11 protein-coding genes are annotated in these 18,272 nt (G+C 54.0%); 6 read left to right on the plus strand and 5 right to left on the minus strand.

Going from position 1 to position 18,272, the window contains the following annotated elements; all coding sequences use genetic code 11:
- Nucleotides 1-49 precede the first annotated feature (49 nt).
- Nucleotides 50-994, plus strand: a complete 945-nt coding sequence (locus ACR0C5_RS14135) for an alpha/beta hydrolase (RefSeq protein WP_480877439.1) — start codon at nt 50-52, stop codon at nt 992-994.
- A 430-nt stretch (nt 995-1,424) separates the two neighbouring features.
- On the opposite strand, the gene ACR0C5_RS14140 is transcribed toward ACR0C5_RS14135, so the two are convergent.
- On the minus strand, nt 1,425-2,336 hold the full coding sequence (locus ACR0C5_RS14140; RefSeq protein ID WP_480877441.1) for a LysR family transcriptional regulator: 912 nt from the start codon (nt 2,334-2,336) through the stop codon (nt 1,425-1,427).
- 211 nt (nt 2,337-2,547) lie between these two features.
- On the opposite strand from ACR0C5_RS14140, the gene ACR0C5_RS14145 reads away from it, so the two are divergent.
- Nucleotides 2,548-4,215: a GMC family oxidoreductase gene (locus tag ACR0C5_RS14145; protein WP_480877443.1), complete on the plus strand. Its 1,668-nt coding sequence runs from the start codon at nt 2,548-2,550 to the stop codon at nt 4,213-4,215.
- Between the two features lie 41 nt (nt 4,216-4,256).
- Nucleotides 4,257-6,767: a CoA transferase gene (locus ACR0C5_RS14150; protein ID WP_480877445.1), complete on the plus strand. Its 2,511-nt coding sequence runs from the start codon at nt 4,257-4,259 to the stop codon at nt 6,765-6,767.
- 171 nt (nt 6,768-6,938) lie between these two features.
- On the opposite strand, the gene ACR0C5_RS14155 is transcribed toward ACR0C5_RS14150, so the two are convergent.
- On the minus strand, nt 6,939-10,259 hold the full coding sequence (locus ACR0C5_RS14155; RefSeq protein WP_480877447.1) for an ATP-binding protein: 3,321 nt from the start codon (nt 10,257-10,259) through the stop codon (nt 6,939-6,941).
- A 691-nt stretch (nt 10,260-10,950) separates the two neighbouring features.
- Between ACR0C5_RS14155 and ACR0C5_RS14160 the strand changes: the two genes are divergently transcribed.
- The 3 genes from ACR0C5_RS14160 (at nt 10,951) to ACR0C5_RS14170 (ending at nt 14,848) form a co-directional block, all read left to right on the plus strand.
- Complete coding sequence (locus ACR0C5_RS14160) at nt 10,951-12,873, plus strand: DUF3604 domain-containing protein (RefSeq protein WP_170787030.1); 1,923 nt, start codon at nt 10,951-10,953, stop codon at nt 12,871-12,873.
- Nucleotides 12,874-13,007: 134 nt separating this feature from the next.
- Entirely contained in the window at nt 13,008-13,862 is an 855-nt protein-coding gene (locus ACR0C5_RS14165; protein ID WP_170773712.1) for a peptidyl-prolyl cis-trans isomerase, read from the plus strand.
- Nucleotides 13,859-14,848: a HupE/UreJ family protein gene (locus ACR0C5_RS14170; RefSeq protein WP_170773714.1), complete on the plus strand. Its 990-nt coding sequence runs from the start codon at nt 13,859-13,861 to the stop codon at nt 14,846-14,848. The genes ACR0C5_RS14165 and ACR0C5_RS14170 overlap by 4 nt, the downstream gene beginning before the upstream one ends.
- 127 nt (nt 14,849-14,975) lie before the next feature.
- Here the strand turns inward: ACR0C5_RS14170 and ACR0C5_RS14175 are convergent, their stop codons facing one another.
- Genes ACR0C5_RS14175 through ACR0C5_RS14185 form a run of 3 tightly spaced genes read right to left on the minus strand, consistent with a single transcriptional unit; the run spans nt 14,976 to nt 18,261 of the window.
- Nucleotides 14,976-16,487 carry a mannitol dehydrogenase family protein gene (locus tag ACR0C5_RS14175; protein WP_480877449.1) on the minus strand — a complete coding sequence of 504 codons (1,512 nt, stop codon included), beginning with the start codon at nt 16,485-16,487 and terminating at the stop codon, nt 14,976-14,978.
- A complete protein-coding gene (locus ACR0C5_RS14180) occupies nt 16,487-17,260 on the minus strand; it encodes an L-iditol 2-dehydrogenase (protein ID WP_480877451.1) in 774 nt (257 codons plus the stop codon). The genes ACR0C5_RS14175 and ACR0C5_RS14180 overlap by 1 nt, the downstream gene beginning before the upstream one ends.
- The gene (locus tag ACR0C5_RS14185; protein WP_170773719.1) at nt 17,257-18,261 is read right to left on the minus strand and encodes an ABC transporter ATP-binding protein; all 1,005 of its coding nucleotides are present in this window, start codon (nt 18,259-18,261) and stop codon (nt 17,257-17,259) included. Before ACR0C5_RS14185 ends, ACR0C5_RS14180 begins: the two co-directional genes overlap by 4 nt.
- Nucleotides 18,262-18,272: the final 11 nt, after the last annotated feature.

Consider the following 18,272-nt stretch of genomic DNA (forward strand, 5'->3'; position numbering starts at 1 on the left):
TTTACTTTAGCAAGGCGCAATGATGCCTGATCCCGAAAGGAACAAGACCATGACAACCCAAAATTTCACAGCGGGCAAAAACGAAGTCACCTTCAAATCCTTTGGCGTGGATTTGGCGGGCGATCTGTACCTGCCCGAAGGCTTTGAAGAGACAACGACCTATAAGGCTATCGTGGGGGCCAGCCCGTTCCCGCAGGTCAAGGACCAAATCCCGGCAACTTACGGACCGGAAATGGCCGCGCGCGGGTTCATTTACCTTGGTTTCGACTACCTCGGCATGGGCGTCTCCCCGGCGCTGCCGGGGGAGTACAAGCAGTCGCGTTATATGTTCCGTCTGATCGAAAACACTTGGGACGCCGTGTCTTTTCTCGGCACGCTGCCGTTTGTTGACGAGATTTACGGTCTGGGCGTTTGTCAAGGCGGGTCCATCATCGCATCGGCAGCTGTGACGGACCATCGGATCAAGAAGATCGCGATGGTGTCGGGCATGATGGCGGCGGACGCTTTCCAGTGGACCGACCGCGATGTGGTTAACCAGCAGATCGCAGCCGCTAATGCGTCGATGCAGAAAATGTATGAAACCGGCGAGCCCGATTATGTCGCACCATTTGGGCTGAATGATGAGCAAGCCCGCGAAGACTTTGTCGGATCAGGCGTCAATCCGATGGCCGGAGAATCCTATGACTACTACGGGCGTGATGGTGTCAAAGGCCCGGTCGCGGTTCCGACCTACACCAACATGCATATCGGAGACCAGGGCATGCAGTCGCTGATCTCCATCGGCGAAGCCTATGCCGACAAAATCGTGCAGCCGTCACTGACCATCTACAGCAAAACGGCTTTCACCGCGCCTTGTTCAACCCAGTTTGTTAAGAAGCTGACAAATGAACACGAGGAACTGGCCTTTGATGAATTCAGCCACGTGGACTTCTACTACAAACCTGAAGCTGTAAAGGCGTCGACTGACGCGGTCGCTGAGTTCTTCGGCAGATAAACTGTAAAGGCAGAGGCCCTTTCGCGACCGCTGCCTTTTTGATTGATGAGTTGCGGGATCGCTTGAACGGTCCCGCAGAAATCTCATCGTCATCCCGTGCGATTGCAAAAAACCTCGATCATCGTTTCGGGATTTTCCGCGAAGAAGTTGCAACCATTGAAGTGACGCGTGTTGCTGTTTTCAATCCCGCGTATCCTCAAGTTATAAAATAGAATATTTTTGTTTTCACGTCGACCGATGGCGTCAAGCGACAGCTTTGAAATGATATCTATGGACGCAGTTTTCGCGCAAACAAAGCCGTTCGCTTGGTCTTCGCCGTAGCTCGACCAGCTTGGGATTAATCATTTGCCCGGTTCCAGCCCGCACCATGTTCACAAGGAATGTGAAAGTAGCGTCCATTGACACATCAGGCTCCGTCCGCTTGGTGCGATCACCAGGACCGATTTAGTAGGTCGAATGTTGCGGCGATCATCGGGTTATCTTTGCGCCGTTTTAGCGTCACAAAGCACAGGCACGCAGGAACTGAAACAGAATTACAGACGGCAAGTCCAAAGGATTGTTTTTGATGGAGCGCGATGGAATCGCGGCAGAGGCTCAGGCCAATCCCGGATCTCACCATTTCAAGCATCGAAGCTTCTTGATCCACCAATGCGACCACGTTCGGGCGGCTGGCCTGATCTTCGAAAATCTTGGCCAGCAAGCGATGGTGGACAGAGGCTTCGGGAGTGCCAATCCAAGGCAAGGCTGCAAGCGAAGGCCAGTCGGACTCTTCCACCTGCTTCTGCCAGCCAGCTGGCCCGATCACGCGATACACAAAATCGGCCAGCTTTATGGCGTGCACAGGATCACCGCCGTCCGACCCAATACTGGAAAGGTCATCGGGTCCACACAGGTAGAACCCGGCATCGACGCGACCCCGTCTGAGCCATGTCAGGATGTCCCCGCTGACCCCGTGTACCAACTCGGTTTCGACATCAGGATGCTCTGATCGCAGATGCGCCAATAGACGGCCCAAGCGAATGAACTCTGGATCGACGATCGTGCCGATCGTCAGTTTTCCACTCAAACGACCAATACGCTGGCGGGCACTGCGTTGGAAATCACCGACTGCATCGAGGACTTGTTTCGCCTTTGCCAAAACCGCAGCGCCGTCATGGGTGATCTGCAACCCAGTTGCGGTTCGGTTGAACAGCGTCAGTCCAGTCTCTTCGCTAAGACGCTTGATCTGATGGCTGATGGCCGGCTGGGTAAGGTTCAACACTTCGGCTGCGCGGGAAACGCTGCCTTCACGGGCCACCGTTACAAAGGCCAGAATGGTGTTAATATTCGAAAACCGGTCCATATAAAATTTACTAATATGGCATTGTGCGAATTGTCATTAGATTTTTGTGTGCCTCTCGCGCAGAGATCAGTGAAGCCAATGATGCGGGGCCAGGTGAACAGCCTCCCGAACTTCGGAGGTAAATGAAAGGGTCGCGTACAAGAAAATCGGAATCCATTTCCTTTCCGGTGCGCATAAGGCGAAGCAACGACTGAATAGGTGGACGACACGGATGTCTGACGGCGCAAACAGGTTCGACTATATCGTGATTGGTGGCGGATCGGCCGGGTGCCTGATGGCCAACAGGCTGAGCGCCGACACCAAGAACCGAGTTTTGCTGCTTGAGGCGGGTAAGGCCGATACCTATCCTTGGATACACATCCCTGTTGGCTATCTCTACTGCATCGGCAACCCGCGCGCGGACTGGATGTACAAAACCGAACCAGCCAAGGGGCTGAACGGTCGCAGCCTGCTGTATCCGCGCGGAAAGACGCTGGGTGGATGCTCTTCGATCAACGGGATGATTTATATGCGGGGTCAGGCCCGCGACTATGACAATTGGGCCAAGCTCACCGGTGAAGAGGCCTGGAGTTGGGACAACTCGCTGGCCGACTTTAAGGCTCATGAGAACCACTACAAGCTAGACGATGGCGCCGACCCGAGCACTGGTGACAACAGCCGGTTTTCCGACCTGCACGGGCATGGTGGCGAATGGCGGGTCGAAAAACAGCGGCTGCGCTGGGATGTTCTGGACAGTTTTGCCGATGCCGCCGTTGAGAACGGCATTTCCAAGACGGATGATTTCAACACGGGCGACAATGCCGGGGTGGGCTATTTCGACGTCAACCAGCGCTCGGGCTGGCGCTGGAACACGTCCAAGGCGTTTCTGCGCCCGGCCAAGTCACGCCCAAATCTGACGATCTGGACCGAGGCGCAGGTCGAGAAACTGACCTTTGAGAAAGGCAAAGACACCGCGTTGCGTTGCACCGGCGCGGTTGTCCACCACAAAGGGCAGCCCGTTACGGTCCAAGCCTCAAAGGAGTTGGTTCTGTCGGCGGGTGCCGTGAACTCTCCGCAAATCCTGCAACTGTCTGGAATAGGCCCAGCGGCGCTTCTCAAAGAGCACGGGATAGACGTAGCAATGGATGCGCCCTTCGTTGGTGAGAACCTGCAGGACCACCTGCAAATACGAGCGGTATACAAGGTAAAGGGCACTCGGACGCTGAACACCTTGGCCAATTCTCTGGTAGGCAAAGCCAAGATCGGTTTGGAATATGTGCTGAAGCGGTCTGGCCCGATGAGCATGTCGCCCAGCCAACTGGGGGCTTTCACTCGATCCGATCCTCAGCGCCCTCATGCCAACCTCGAATATCATGTCCAGCCGCTGAGCCTTGAAGCCTTTGGCGAAGACCTACATGACTTCCCGGCCATTACCGTCAGTGTATGTAACCTGAATCCGACCAGTCGCGGGCATGTCCGTATTGCGTCTTCGGATTTCCGTCAGCCACCTCAGATTTCGCCCAACTATCTTGACACAGACGAAGACCGCATAGTTGCCGCCCAAAGCCTGCGGCAGGTGCGCGAAATCATGGCGCAGCCCGCGATGGAAGCTTACGAGCCGGAAGAATTCAAACCGGGTATCCAATATCAAACTGACGAGGAACTTGCCCGGTTGGCAGGCGACATCGCCAGCACGATCTTTCACCCTGTCGGCACGATCAAAATGGGGCGCGAGGAAGATGAAACCGCCGTTCTTGACCCGCATCTACGCATGAAGGGGGTGGCTGGTCTGCGTGTGGTTGATGCCTCGGTCATGCCAGAGATTACCAGCGGTAACACCAATTCGCCCACTATCATGATCGCAGAAAAAGCCGCGGGCTGGATGCTGGCGGGTCAATAAGACCTGTCAGCATCCGGACGTAAAAGTTTCCCGGAGGATCCATGCGCAATTCGTTTTCCAATCTTCCGCTGACCGGTGTGAAGGTCGTCGATTTCGGCCAGTATATCGCGGGCCCTGCCGTCGCAATGTTGCTGGGCGATTTGGGGGCAACCGTGGTGCATATTGATCCGCCCAGCGGTCCGATGTGGGACAGCCCGGCAAATGCTGCACTGAACCGGAACAAGGTGATCGTTAATTTGGACCTCAAGACGCCAGAGGGGTTGGAGAGAGCCAAAACGCTCTGCGCCGAGGCCGATATTATCGTCGAGAACTTCCGCCCGGGTAAGTTGGCCGCGCTTGGAATGGACTTTGCCGCGATGCGCGAAGAAAGGCCCGAATTGATCACGATCTCGATCCCCGGTTTTGCATCAAATGACGAAGAACGGCGCGAACTTCGGGCCTACGAAAGCATCGTCGCGGCAAGTTCGGGCGTATTTACCGACATGGGGCTAAACCGAGTGCTAATGGGGCTGAACCCGTCATTTTCTCCCCTGCCACTTGCCTCGGCTTATGCCTCGCAGATCGCCGCGTCGGCTACGGTATTGGCTTTGCAATCACGGCAGGTAACAGGTCTTGGCGACCAGATCGAAGTTCCGCTGGCAGCCGCCGTGATGGAGGGGCTCTGTTACAACTCGATCAAGGTAGAAAACATGCCCGAGCGCTATCTGACCCAGCGCGAGGTCGAGATTGAACGTCGGCGTATCGAAGGTCTGCCGATGAACGTTGCATATGAAGAACTGCAGGAATTGTTGGACCCGTTCTTCCGCAGTTACATGTGTAAGGACGGGCGCATGTTCTACGTCGTTTGCCCCAGCCACAAGAACCACGCCCGTCGCTGTCTGGAAGTACTCGGCATTTATGACGAGTTGGTTGCTGACGGGCTGACTTCGGAAGAAGACACATACAAACCTTGGTCGGAATGGTCGCACGACACCTCACTCGGGGTCTATCCGATGCCCAAATTCTGGGCCGATAAAATCTCGGCGCGTATGAAAGAGGTCTTTATGACCCGCACATCGCACGAATGGAAAAAAATGTTCGGCCGGGGCCTGATCCCCGGAGCGCCGCAGCGCTGGCTACAGGAATGGATTCATGACGAATACGCCGAGACTTCGGGTCTGATGATCGACGTTCACGACCCGATTTATGGTGATATGACGCAACCCGGCCCAGTGGTCTGGATGGAAGAGAGCGGCGAAGAGGCATTGCAGCCGGAGCCCCGTCGATGGGTCGATTTCGACGAAGCGCTGAAAATATTGAAGAAACACCGCACCGAGATCCCAGACCCTTCTGAAGAAACCGCGAAAGTAGGGTGGTTAACCGGCGTACGGGTTCTGGACCTATGCAATGTGATCGCGGGCCCACATTCGGCCAGTTATCTGGCGCGGTTCGGGGCCGAGGTGATCAAGCTCGACCCCTCCGTGCCGATGTATGACAGTTGGAACACCGTCATCTATGGCATGTCCCAGATGCGCGGCAAGCGCTCCATTCTAGCAGATATCACCTCTCATCACGGACGCCGGGTTTTCGAGGATCTTGTTAAATCCGTCGACGTTATCGTTTGGAACGCACCGGACAATCAGATCAAGAAAATGGGTCTTGATGCTGACAACCTGCGCAAACTCAACCCGGATGCGTTGTTCTGCAAACTCGATTGTTTCAGCGGCGTGCGCCGGGGCACGCGTACTGACTACATCGGCTACGATGACTTGGTTCAGGCGACAACCGGTATCATGCTGCGCTTTGGTGGTGCTATGGACCGACCAGAGGAACACGCCCATGTGGGCACGATCGACGTTATGTGCGGATTTGGTGGCGCACTTGGAGTGGCCGCAGCACTCTATCAGAAATACCGCTTCGGTCGGATTGGGCGCGGTCGCACCTCGCTCAATGCTAATAGCGGTCTTCTGCAAATCCCCTTTGCTTTTGATTACAAGGGGCGAGGGCTTTTCGACGAACCGTCGGGCCCCGAGGCAAATGGCTATGATGCTCTGACACGGTTCTATAGTACCGCGTCGGGGCGCTATGTGCTGCTCAGTGCCTACGAAGCCGATCTGCCGCGGTTCCGAAAAGTCGAGGGCCTAGAGGAACTGCCTGATCTGCCAGAAGAAGACCGTGCCGCCTATCTTGCGACTGCATTCCAAACCCTTCCTGCGTCGGATTGGGTGGAAAAACTGCAATCGGCTGATATCGGCGTGGCAATCTGCGAAAATCTCGACGCCTTGCGCGCGAGGAATTCACGCGAGGCGGATGGTACACCGGGCACTGAAAATGGCAGCTACTCTTTCTCGATTTACCCCGACCACCCCAGCGGTCATGAGGTAACACAACTTGACCCCTACGCAGTGCGCCCAACCCGTGCAAAGGTATTTGCAGTCGAGCCATCCGAGAAGTTTGGCACTTCAACCCGCATGATCCTCGGTGAACTCGGTTATGTGGAGGAGGCCATCGAAGTGATGATCAAATCTGGCGATGTTGCAGAGTCGTGGAGTACGGAATATTTGCCGAGCTAAACGAATGGCAAGGTCGCTTGTGGCAGGGCGCAGGGATAAGCTTGCTTTTTGCGATTGGCGGCTCTGGGACGACATAGAGTACAGCTAATTTTGCGACCGTTGCAGCGCGCATTTCTTCCGAAAGAGTTTCGCAAGCGATAGAGCCGCGCAATGCCCAGGAAAACAAGAAACTTAGTTTGCAGGTCGTTGATCAAGGAGCTTGACTGCTTCAATCACATCGATCGTAGTCTCACCTCCAGCAATCCCATCCAAAGCAGTGCGAACATCAGATATCGCCCTATGCGCCTGTCCAAATAGTTTGCATTGTTTTGCGAAATCTACGGATGTTCGAAGTTCAAGCATCTTTGCTTTCTGTTCTCTTGCAGTAGCTAGTGCCCCACGAAATTCTTTTTCTGCCAATTCATTGTCGCAACGTGCCAGCGCGTAGACTCGATCCGTCTCAGATCGGGCCCATCCTTCATTTGTGTACTGCTGTTGTTCACGAGCCTGAGCCAGAAAATTTAGGGCCCTATCTCGGTCACCTATGTTCAATGTGAGTTCCGCCAAAAGTGTCAGAAAGAATGGTTTGTAGTTTCCCGCACCACTCTCCCACCACGCTATCGACGCTTCGTGTAACGCATCGATTGATTCTTGGTTTGGCGAAACATGGGCTTTCACCCAGCTTCGCCACAAGGTCGCAGTCAAAGACATGAATGTGAATGAGTGCTTGGCTGACAGCCCGTCAAGCTGCTTTGCGATCTCCAGCACTTTTTCGGGTTCACGGCGCAACAGATGAAGCATGCATAGATAGGTCAGAGACTGCGCGATACTGTGAGCATGCTCCAGCTCTTTTGCACCCAAAACCGCCAGCATTTGAACCTCAAGTGCTTTGTCTGGGTCCCCGCGCATCCACATTGCCAAGCTTAGGAAACACGACGTAATCGCCGCATGGTCGGATCCATAGATGTAAGCCAGATGTGCATCACGTTCCCGGCTGTAGAGTTCCAGTGCTTTGCTTAAATGATCGTATGCGGGCTCCAGATCACCAATATGAAACAGAACTGCGCCCATTGCGCGATGCGCCACCATCTGATGCTGCGTCTCACGAGTCGAGGTCGACAGATCCAGCAATTGCGCCGCGACGTTCCTGGCCAAATCATACTCGGCGCGCACCAAATGGAAGGAATACAAACCATTCAGAACTGGAAATAGCTGCTCTGTTTCTTCAACTCGTTCACACAAGTCGCGTATTCTTTCGTAAACAGAACCGGTTTCGTCGGCGGCTATTCCGGCGGTCGTTCGTAAGACACCGGCCTTGAGAACCTGAACCTCAATTTCCTTGCGGTCCCGCTCGATACTTTGATCCATTTCGCCAAGCTGCTCAATCGCCAGGGACAATTGCGTGCCTGCCTCAATGTTAGCGGATCGCTGGACTGCCCGCTGGCCTGCAAGATAACGATAGTCCACTGCCTCCTTACACATGCCTGCCATGGTGTAGTGATGAGCCAGAATTTCCGGGCTTGCATCACCCGTATGTGCCGACTTTTCTTTCAAATATTGCGCGACACGAGAGTGTAGAACCCGACGTTCCCGCTTTAGAAGGCTATTGTAAGCGGTGTCACGAATAAGGGCGTGACAGTAGCTGAAGGTTTCAAAACCTTCTGAACGAGACGCTGTTACTATGCCAGCCTCAACCAAAAGTTCCAGTCCTGCGCGCAACGCACCATCGCCTACGTTCGCCACTTTTGAGATCAATTGAAAAGTAAACTGAGGGCCTATTACAGCGCCAATCTGGGCGACCTCTTTGGCAGAGCTCAGGCGATCAAGGCGTGCCATCAATGCATCATGTAACGTACTGGGCACCGAGTTTGCCGGCGATGCCCCGCCCATCGTGTAGGTGTCCCTTCCCCTGGTCAGGACGCCAGATTCAAGGAGATCTTTCGTCACCTCCTCAACGTATAGCGGCACGCCGTTGGATCTTGCCGCGACCACGTCATACATCTCTTCAGCGACCATCTCGCCTTTGGCGACTTCGTCAACAATGCTCTTTACCTGTCGAAAGTTTAGCTGCTTCAAATCAACCTTCGTAAGGTTGGATTGCAGTGTCCAACCTGGATCGAACTCGGGCCGGAAGGTCATGACGACCAGCACCGGAAGGTTGCGAATTCGATCCACCATCCGATCAAGCAGCAATTTGGTTGTTGGATCAATCCAGTGGGCATCTTCCAAAAGGAAGAGAACTGGAGGACCGTCAGCCTCTGACGCAAGATTGTCCAGCAACAATTCCAGCGACTGTTCCATGATCTGCTGCGGTGTCAGATCTATAGGCCCCAAATGATCTTCAAACGGAACAGACAATAGGGATCCTGCCAACTTCAAAGCATCGTCCGATTGATCGCTCAACACGCCGCGGATTTTTTCAAGCTTAACGTGATTTGGCTCGTCCGCGCGAAGATCAGCTGCATTCTCAAGTTGGCGAATGATGGGATGCAGGGAAGTCGCAAAATGATATGGAGAACACTGATATCGCATTTGCTTGTGGGGCAAGTCCGAGATGTTCTGCCGAAATTCTTCTACCAGCCGCGACTTGCCAATTCCCGGCTCACCTGACACCAACACAACCTGACCCTGGCGATCACCGGCCAAAGCCCAATTGTCGTTCAGCGCCTCCAATTCCGCGGTGCGACCGACCAAGGGCTTGAGCAAAATATTGTCGATCGCCATAAATCGGCTGACTGTTTCCCGCTCCCCGGTTACTTGCCAGGCTTCGACTTCCTTAGCAAAACCCTTGAGTTTAAACGCACCGCGCAGAACGTATTTAAAAGCTTCACCCGCCAGCTGATGAGTGGTTGGGGCGATGATCATCGTACCCGGATCCGCCATCGCTTGAAGACGCGCGGCCAGATTGGGTGCCTCACCCATCGCCGTTCCGTCTTCAAACATCTTTTCGCCGCGCAGATCGCCGACCACAACCAACCCGGTTGCTATCCCAATCCGAACGTTGAGTTTCGCGTGGGTGCGAACATCTGGCATCTCATCAATGATGCGCAGACCGGCACGAATAGCGCGCTCCGGGTCGTCTTCATGGGCGTGGGGAAACCCAAAGAAAACCATAATCCCGTCGCCATAGTAGCTGGCAATATGGCCATCATACGCTGCAACAGCCGCAGCACAGGTTTCCTTGAAAAGTCGAAGAACATCAGCCAAGTCTTCCGGGTCGACGCTTTGCGCTATTTCCGTTGAACCGACAAGATCGATAAACATTACAGTAAGCTGTCGCCGCTCTGCCACGATCTCGGCGCTGTTGCTATTGCTGGGCGGGCGCTGCCCCATTTCCATGCTGGCGCGAACGGCTTTCAGAAAACGCCTTCTCGGCCCCAGCGGAAGTCCGATTGTTACAAGGTCTTCGTCAGATAGTTCAGACAGGTCGCAAAGTTCAATTTCATGTTCGGCAAAAGCGGCAGCATACTTGGACAAACCATGTCTATTTAGCCAAGACGCAATTTCTGACATCAATTGGTATTGCTTGCGTTAGGAGCAGGATCTCTGAATGCGTACTGCCAGCAAGCATCTCCTTGTTAACTTAACCCGTCAAATGATCGGTGGCTCATTTGTCCAACAGTATGATCAGTTTCTTGTTTAATGAAGACTACCGTTTTGTAAGAGGTCAAGGGCTTCATTGGCTCTCTTGACGTGTTACTGGATGCAAAGTCGGATTTAAGCGAACCGGTTCAACTGTTCCCAATGTGGTCGATGATTTGGAACTCTACCTATGCCATCGCACCGACGAAAGAACTCTTCTCCCATAAACTGCAGCCATTTACGGTCGTTTGTCATGTAATGTCGTGCTGCGATTGACGCTTAATCACGTGAGAGTCGATTCTCAGATAAACTCCAAATTGTCAGTAGGAAGCTTTCTCGGGCGTCAAGAACGAGATGACCGTCCAGTCTGTTTTAAGGAAATCGACCAGCAACGTTCCAACCATATAGATTGGTAGGATAAAGACCTTATTTTATTGGCAAACTGTCATTTGAACGATGTTAGGAAAGGGGTCTTTGGCTTGTCTCATTTCTAGCACCGTCACAACGAAACAAGAATCTTTCCGAAGAACAAAATCAATATGATATAAAGAAATTCGAATATTAGTCCGATGCGACGTAAATCACCAACGCTACCGGGTAAAAATTGATTTGGGAGGTCACAATGTTTCGTATGCTTCTAAGCTTAACAGCTCTAGGATTGACGCCGGTTAGTGCCTTCGCCGATGCTGTCCCAAGTGAAGAGGCTGCCGAGGGCTTGTTCTCGGAGCAACCCTATTCTCCATATGCCAACAGATCCTTCCCGGAACGCCCTTTATGGGGGGACACTCACCTTCATACGGGACTTTCATTGGACGCCGGAGCCTTTGGCAACACTCTGCTGCCGGACGAAGCCTGGCGCTTTGCCAAAGGTGAGCAAGTCATTTCTTCGACGGGCCAGCCTGTCAGACTGGCCCGGCCTTTGGATTGGATGGTTCTTACGGACCACACAGACTTGATGGGATTCGCTCCTGATCTGCAGGCAGGCAAACCCGGTGTTCTCGCCGATCCAAAAGGATTGGAGTGGTACAAAGGTTACAAAGCGGGTGGAGAAGAAGCTGGCAAGGCTGCATTCGACATTATTACCAACTTCTCACAGATGACTCTGCCGGAAGTTTTGCTTGAATCATACAGCCCGGGCGCTGATGCTTTTGCCTTTACTTGGGAAAATATCGTTCTGGCGGCTGAACGACACAACGACCCTGGCAATTTCACCGCTTTCATTGGGTTCGAGTGGACGTCGGTTCCGAAAGGCTTCAACCTGCACCGGAACGTTATGCTGCGCGATGGGCCTATCAGGGCGCTTCAAATGGTACCTCCGGTCACGCAACCCCCTTATGGTGATACAGATCCAAAGGCGCTTTATGCTTGGCTTGAAGAGTATCAGCAGAAAACAGGCGGGCGCGCGGTTGCATTCGCTCATAATGGCAACTTGTCAAATGGATGGATGTTCCCAACCGAAGACACCTATCACGGTGGAAAGGTTGACGAAGAATACGTCGCTGCCCGCGCTAAATGGGAGCCGCATTATGAGGTCACTCAGATCAAGGGCGACGGCGAAGCGCATCCCTTCCTGAGCCCTGATGATGAATTTGCGGATTACGAAAACTGGGATGTCGGCAATCTTGATATCTCTGAACTTAAAACCGACGACATGCTGGCTGGTGAATACGCGCGCGAGGCATTGAAGCGCGGCTTGATGTTGGAAGAAAAGTTCGGCGTGAACCCCTATAAGTTCGGCATGGGCGGCGCGACGGACAGCCATACATCTCTGGCGACAGCCGAAGAAGATAACTTCTTCGGAAAATCCGTCAGCGTTGAGCCTTCGGCCACAAGGATCAAGCATCCTTTCATAGCCAATGATCTTGGTGAAATTCCCGGCGACCTCCTCGTCGCGTCCGGCTACACGGCCGTTTGGGCGACTGAAAATACGCGCGCGGCGATTTTCGATGCATTCAAGCGGCGCGAAACCTACGCGACCACGGGGCCACGGATTGGTCTGCGCTTCTTTGGTGGATGGGATTTCAATGACGCCGATGTTGAAACCCGGTTCATTGCAAATGTTGGCTACACGAAGGGCGTTCCAATGGGTTCCGACATGCGCCCTAATGAGGGCGACGGAGCACCCTCATTCCTGATCGCTGCATTACGCGACCCGGTTGGGGCCAATCTGGATCGTGTGCAGGTGATTAAGGGATGGCTGGACTCCGAAGGTGCTTTGCAGGAGAAGGTCTACGATGTGGCATGGTCGGACGATCGAGTTGCTGATCAAAACGGCAAAATCCCTGCGGTTGGCAACACGGTGGATACCGAAACCGCAAGTTGGACCAACACAATCGGGACCGCCGAACTTGTAACCGTTTGGTCTGATCCTGATTTCGATCCAAATGCGCGCGCATTCTACTACGTACGTGCGCTCGAAATCCCGACGCCACGTTGGATACTGTACGACAAATTGAGGTTTGGTGCCGAGCTACCAGAGGATGCGGTGCTTACGCATCAGGAACGCGCGTACTCTTCGCCGATTTGGTATACACCGGCAGAGTGACGTTTCTTCGCACGCGTTTGAAGAATGAGGCAGCAACCTTTGCCGCGTTGCTCTCACCTGAGCTGCAAAACGTCGTGGGCTACGATTCCTTGGAAAATTTAACTGACTGAAGCCAGCATAAAACATATCGCCGGATGGCGTTTCACGCAGGAGCCTTCATGCGAATAGTGAAAGAACCTCTATTCCATTTCTTCTTGATCGGAGCTGCCATATTCATTTGGTTTCACATTGTTTCTCCGAATGACGAGTTGATCGCAGATCCAGAGGCCATAGCAATAAGCGAAAGCGATGCCGCGCGGTTAGCTGAACAGTTCGCAGCCAGGTGGAAACGTCGGCCCAGCAATGCCGAGCTTCAGGCTTTGGTCGATGCATCCATCCGCGAAGAGGTTCTGGTTAGGGAAGCGAGAAAGCTTGGTCTGGATCGCGGGGATAGCGTGATCAGATCGCGCCTGAGCCAAAAGATGGATTTTTTGACCGAAGCCATGGCCACGTCAGTTGTACCTGCAGACAAAGATCTAGAAGTTTTCCTCCAGCAAAATGCGGACCGCTACGCGACACCAAAAAAGATTGCCTTCACTCAGGTTTTTCTTGGTGAAAAGCCAAGTGACGCCGACATCGAAAGGGCATTGTCCGCGTTGCGAGCGGAACAAGAGGTATCCGACTTGGACCGCGCGACATTGCTGCCTGCGTCGATGCCGCTGACCGCGACGCGGGTCATCGACTCCGTCTTCGGAACCGGGTTCTCCGATGGTTTCGTCAATCTCGAAGAAGGTCGATGGGTGGGGCCAATCCAATCAGGCTACGGGGTCCACCTGGTACAGCTGCTGAAGATCGAGCCAAGCCGGATACCTCCATTGCCAGATATCTACGATGAAGTGCTGCGGGATTGGCGCCGCGTCATGAGCGAAGATCTGGCGCAAGCGCAATATGAGGCTCTTGCCGACAATTATGAGATCATTGCACCCGATTTCACAGGTCAGGCCAAATGAAATTCATAATTGGCCTATTGTATGCTCTGCTGTTTGCCTGGTCTGCCGGCAATGCAGCCGCACATGCGCTTGATCCGGGATATCTAGAAATTCGTCAAATCTCACCGGATGCCTGGAGTGTTCATTGGCGTAAGCCAGACGTGAACGGTCAGCCAATGGCGATCGACGTGGTGCTACCGGATAGCTGTACACCTGCCAGCGGGCCTGATCCAATGTCCGATGGGCGAGCATGGGTTTCTAGCTGGATTGTGGAGTGCCGCGCGGATGTCGCGGGTCAATCCATTACAATCGAAGGGCTGGAGACCCAAAAAAACGATGTATTGTTCCGCTGGCATCCCCTTCAGGCCGAGTCTGCTACACTCCGTTTCACCTCAGATATTACCGTCCAGAGGATACCCTCTGAACAGACAGCATGGTCTGTTTTCATCGCGTATTTTCAGTTGGGTTTTGAACATATTCTGGAAGGCTGGGACCATCTGTTATTTGTCTTCGCGCTGTTTATTCTAGTCCGCGATCCCTGGAGGCTGGTGGGAGCCGTAACAGCCTTTACGCTTGCCCATTCGATTACACTGGCATTGGCAACACTCGGAGTTTTAAATGTTCCCGGGTCACCGGTCGAAGCCGTTATCGCGCTTTCCATCGTTTTTTTGGCGATGGAGATTGTAAAGGGCGGCGAAGGTCGGTTCCGACTTTCAAAACAGAAACCCTGGATCGTATGTTTCGGGTTTGGGCTTTTGCATGGGCTTGGATTTGCAGGCGCTTTGGCCGAGATAGGGCTTCCCTCTAACGACATTCCTGAAGCCTTGCTTGCATTCAACCTTGGCGTCGAGGCCGGACAACTAAGTTTTGTCGGGGCTTTGGCTGTTCTGGTTTTGGTTTGGCGGTTCACAGCACTTCCGATCAGCCAAACCGCAACGCTTGTTACCGCTTATGGCATTGGTTCAGTGTCGATGTATTGGCTCATTGAACGAGTTGGTGGTTTTTAGATCGTGATGATGTTCCAAAGTTCGCTGTACCAGTATCGTTCGTTAGATTCTGTGTTGGAGAGGACAATGCCGTTCTAAGTGCGAAGATGAAGTTGCGCCGCGGCTGCTTGATTGGAGTTGTGGGAAGCTAATGGGATAAAGAGTTGTGAGAGACAAATTCGGCTAGAACCGCTTTGCTCCCATTTTTCCAGATCTCGTTTAACCACCGAGCAAAAGCAGCCACAAACTGCGTGTTATGGTCAAAATCGCCACAATACAGGTCCTGTTCAAGCCAAAGTCCGGGATCAATTTTAGCCGCCAGCGCCGTTTTTCTCAGATTTTCCCAAACAGGATCGTTAGGGGCGATTTCTGAGCCATCCTCGCGAACCCCTGCGCACATTCTGCACCAAAAAGCTTCTGCTAGAGCAAGCCCGTTTATGGAAGAGCCCGAAGCAATTGCATCGCGTATCGAGGGCAGCACAAACCCAGGGTGTCGCGCTGATCCGTCGAACGCGACCCGGCGCGTTGTGTCGTGAATTGCAGTGTTCTCAAACCGACGTTCAACCAACCCAAGGTACTCTTGCGGGGTCGTTCCAGGAACAGCGTCGACATGGGGTAGAATTTCTTCGATTTGGACTTTTTCAAAAAAAGCCAATATGTCAGGGTCTTGCATACAAGCAGAAATTGTCGGGACGTTTAGTATCTCTCCAACATTGGCGAGCAGTTGGTGGCCTCCGTTCAATATGCGCAGCTTCTGTGCCTCATATCCGTGAACATCCTCGGTTAAGGTGGCTCCAACTTGTTCAAGTGATGGTCGTCCGGCACAGAAGTTATCCTCGATGACCCATTGGCGAAAGTTCTCGTGTGAAACCGGGGCGCGGTCATCAATACCAAGTGCGTTGCATTGTGAAATCACCTGATCACTCGTTGCTGGCACGATGCAATCCACCATCGAATTGGGAAATGCGCCGTTCCGGTCGATCCAATCGGCAAGATCAGGGTCCGACAGGCGCGCTAACCCAACGATACAGTTTCGAAGGATAGTGCCGTTGCCCTGCAGGTTATCACAGCTTAGCGCGGTGAAGGGGGTCAAGCCATTTGCACGACGTATCCCGAGCGCTGCAACAATGGCGCCGAAAGCGGTGCGGGGGCGATTTGGGTTTGCCGCATCGTGGAGAATATCATCGTGATCCGTGTCGAAAGCGCCGGTGTTGGCATCCAGAAAATAGCCGCCCTCAGTTACAGTTAAAGATACAATTCGGATAGACGGATCAGCCATCCCGCGGATCAATGCAGCGTTGCCAGCCTCAATCGGTAGATAGTCGATCATCGGGCCTATGACCTCTGCGGATATTCCTTGTGGATCCAGCTCAATCAACGTGGTCAGGCAATCTTGCGCCAGCAACTTCTGGCGCATCCCGGCGTCATAGCTGCGTACTCCCGCTCCTATAATGGCCCAATCGCGGGCCTGGTCCTGCTGCATAAGCTTATGAATGTACCAAGCCTGATGAGCGCGGTGGAAATTTCCAAGGCCGATGTGAACGATACCGGGCGTCAAGTCCGAGGGTTGATAAGCAGGGGTTCTGACGGTTGCTGGCAAGTCTGCCAGCCTGTCTCGCCGCAGCTGGATCGGAGGGGTTGCGTGTGCCACAGGGTTCATCAGCTCATCCAATTTCCGCCATCGACATTATAGGTTTGTGCAACGATGTATTTTGCCTCGTCAGAGGCGAGAAACACGGCCATGCCGGTCAGGTCTTCGGCCCGGCCCATGCGACCATAGGGTACGCCAGCGGCCACTTCGCGTTTCTTCTGTCCGGGGGGTTTTCCTTCGTGTCTGGCAAAGAACGCATCTACACCGTCCCAGTGTTCGCCATCCACCACACCCGGAGCTATCGCGTTTACATTTATCCCATGTGGGATCAGGTTCAGGCCTGCAGACTGGGTCAAGGATATGATCGCGGCCTTGCTGGCGCAGTACACGGCAACCAGAGACTCTCCACGCCGCCCAGCTTGCGATGCCATGTTGATGATCCGACCTTTAGTACCATGGGCGATCATATGGCGGGCGACGGCCTGCATGGTGAACAAGGCACCGGCAACGTTGATGTCGAAGACACGCTCATAGTCGGCACGATCAATTTCAACAATCGGAGCGGCAGTGAAGATCGCTGCGTTGTTGATCAATATGTCGATCGGCCCGAAATGTGCCGTCGTGCGGGCGATGGCGTTGTCGATGCTCGGCTGGTTTGTCACGTCCATTTCCACGGCAAGAGCAGATGCGCCGATCTCAGTCGCGGCTTGTTGCGCGCGCTGGATGCCGATATCGGCTATGGCGACACGGGCTCCCTCCGCAACATAGGCCTTTGCAAAGGCCAGCCCTATGCCGCGCGCGGCCCCAGTAATCAGGGCGGTTTTACCAGCCAGACGTGTCATCCGATCCGCAAGCCTTTCGCGTCGAACCGGTGGATCACATCAGCGCGCGGTGTCAGGTGAACGCGGTCGCCATGGCGGAAACCCACCTCGCCATCCGCGCGGACAGTGATTGTGTCGGCCAGCCCGGTTTCGTGGACATGGAAAAATGTATCCGAGCCCAGATGTTCAGAAACGCTCACCACCCCGGACCAGTCCCCTTCGGTGTCTGAGACTGTGATATGTTCAGGCCTTATTCCGATGGTCTGAGCACCGTATTTCGCGGCCTCTTCGCCCTCGATGAAGTTCATTTTGGGGGAGCCAATGAAACCCGCAACGAACAGGTTTCGAGGTGTCCGGTATAATTCCAGCGGACTGCCGACCTGTTCGATTACTCCGGCCTGAAGGACGACGATCTTGTCGGCCATCGTCATGGCTTCGACTTGATCATGGGTCACGTAGATCATGGTGGTCGCGAGGCGTTCATGTAATTCGCTGATCTCTAGCCGCATGCCGACCCGCAGCGCCGCGTCGAGGTTCGACAAAGGTTCGTCGAACAGAAATGCCGCTGGTTCGCGCACAATCGCGCGCCCGATGGCAACCCGCTGGCGTTGGCCGCCCGATAGTTGTCCTGGACGGCGGTCCAGATAATCGGTCAGGTTCAGGACGCTTGCCGCGCCTTCGACGCGCTTGTCGATCTCGGCCTGATCCAGTTTCGCCATACGAAGGGGAAAGGCGATGTTCTTGCGCACGGTCATATGGGGATACAGAGCATAGGACTGAAACACCATCGCCAGCCCTCGTTTCGCGGGCGGGACATCGGTGGCGTCCGCGCCGTCAATGTCGATAGAGCCCGAGGTGATATCTTCCAATCCAGCGATCAGACGCAAAAGGGTGGATTTACCGCAGCCCGAGGGGCCGACGAAGACGGTGAACTCGCCATCTTCGATGGTCAGGTCCAGCGGCGGAATGACCTGCACATCGCCAAAGCTTTTGGTCACGGACTTGAGTTGAATACGTCCCATGTGTCGTGTTC

Source organism: Ruegeria sp. N8 (genome assembly GCF_056531325.1).

Bases quoted from the DNA above. Each gene is read 5' to 3' on its own strand.
- ACR0C5_RS14135 (WP_480877439.1), top strand. From the start codon at position 50: ATGACAACCCAAAATTTCACAGCGGGCAAAAACGAAGTCACCTTCAAA.
- ACR0C5_RS14140 (WP_480877441.1), bottom strand. From the start codon at position 2,336: ATGGACCGGTTTTCGAATATTAACACCATTCTGGCCTTTGTAACGGTG.
- ACR0C5_RS14145 (WP_480877443.1), top strand. From the start codon at position 2,548: ATGTCTGACGGCGCAAACAGGTTCGACTATATCGTGATTGGTGGCGGA.
- ACR0C5_RS14150 (WP_480877445.1), top strand. From the start codon at position 4,257: ATGCGCAATTCGTTTTCCAATCTTCCGCTGACCGGTGTGAAGGTCGTC.
- ACR0C5_RS14155 (WP_480877447.1), bottom strand. From the start codon at position 10,259: ATGTCAGAAATTGCGTCTTGGCTAAATAGACATGGTTTGTCCAAGTAT.
- ACR0C5_RS14160 (WP_170787030.1), top strand. From the start codon at position 10,951: ATGTTTCGTATGCTTCTAAGCTTAACAGCTCTAGGATTGACGCCGGTT.
- ACR0C5_RS14165 (WP_170773712.1), top strand. From the start codon at position 13,008: ATGGCGTTTCACGCAGGAGCCTTCATGCGAATAGTGAAAGAACCTCTA.
- ACR0C5_RS14170 (WP_170773714.1), top strand. From the start codon at position 13,859: ATGAAATTCATAATTGGCCTATTGTATGCTCTGCTGTTTGCCTGGTCT.
- ACR0C5_RS14175 (WP_480877449.1), bottom strand. From the start codon at position 16,487: ATGAACCCTGTGGCACACGCAACCCCTCCGATCCAGCTGCGGCGAGAC.
- ACR0C5_RS14180 (WP_480877451.1), bottom strand. From the start codon at position 17,260: ATGACACGTCTGGCTGGTAAAACCGCCCTGATTACTGGGGCCGCGCGC.
- ACR0C5_RS14185 (WP_170773719.1), bottom strand. From the start codon at position 18,261: ATGGGACGTATTCAACTCAAGTCCGTGACCAAAAGCTTTGGCGATGTG.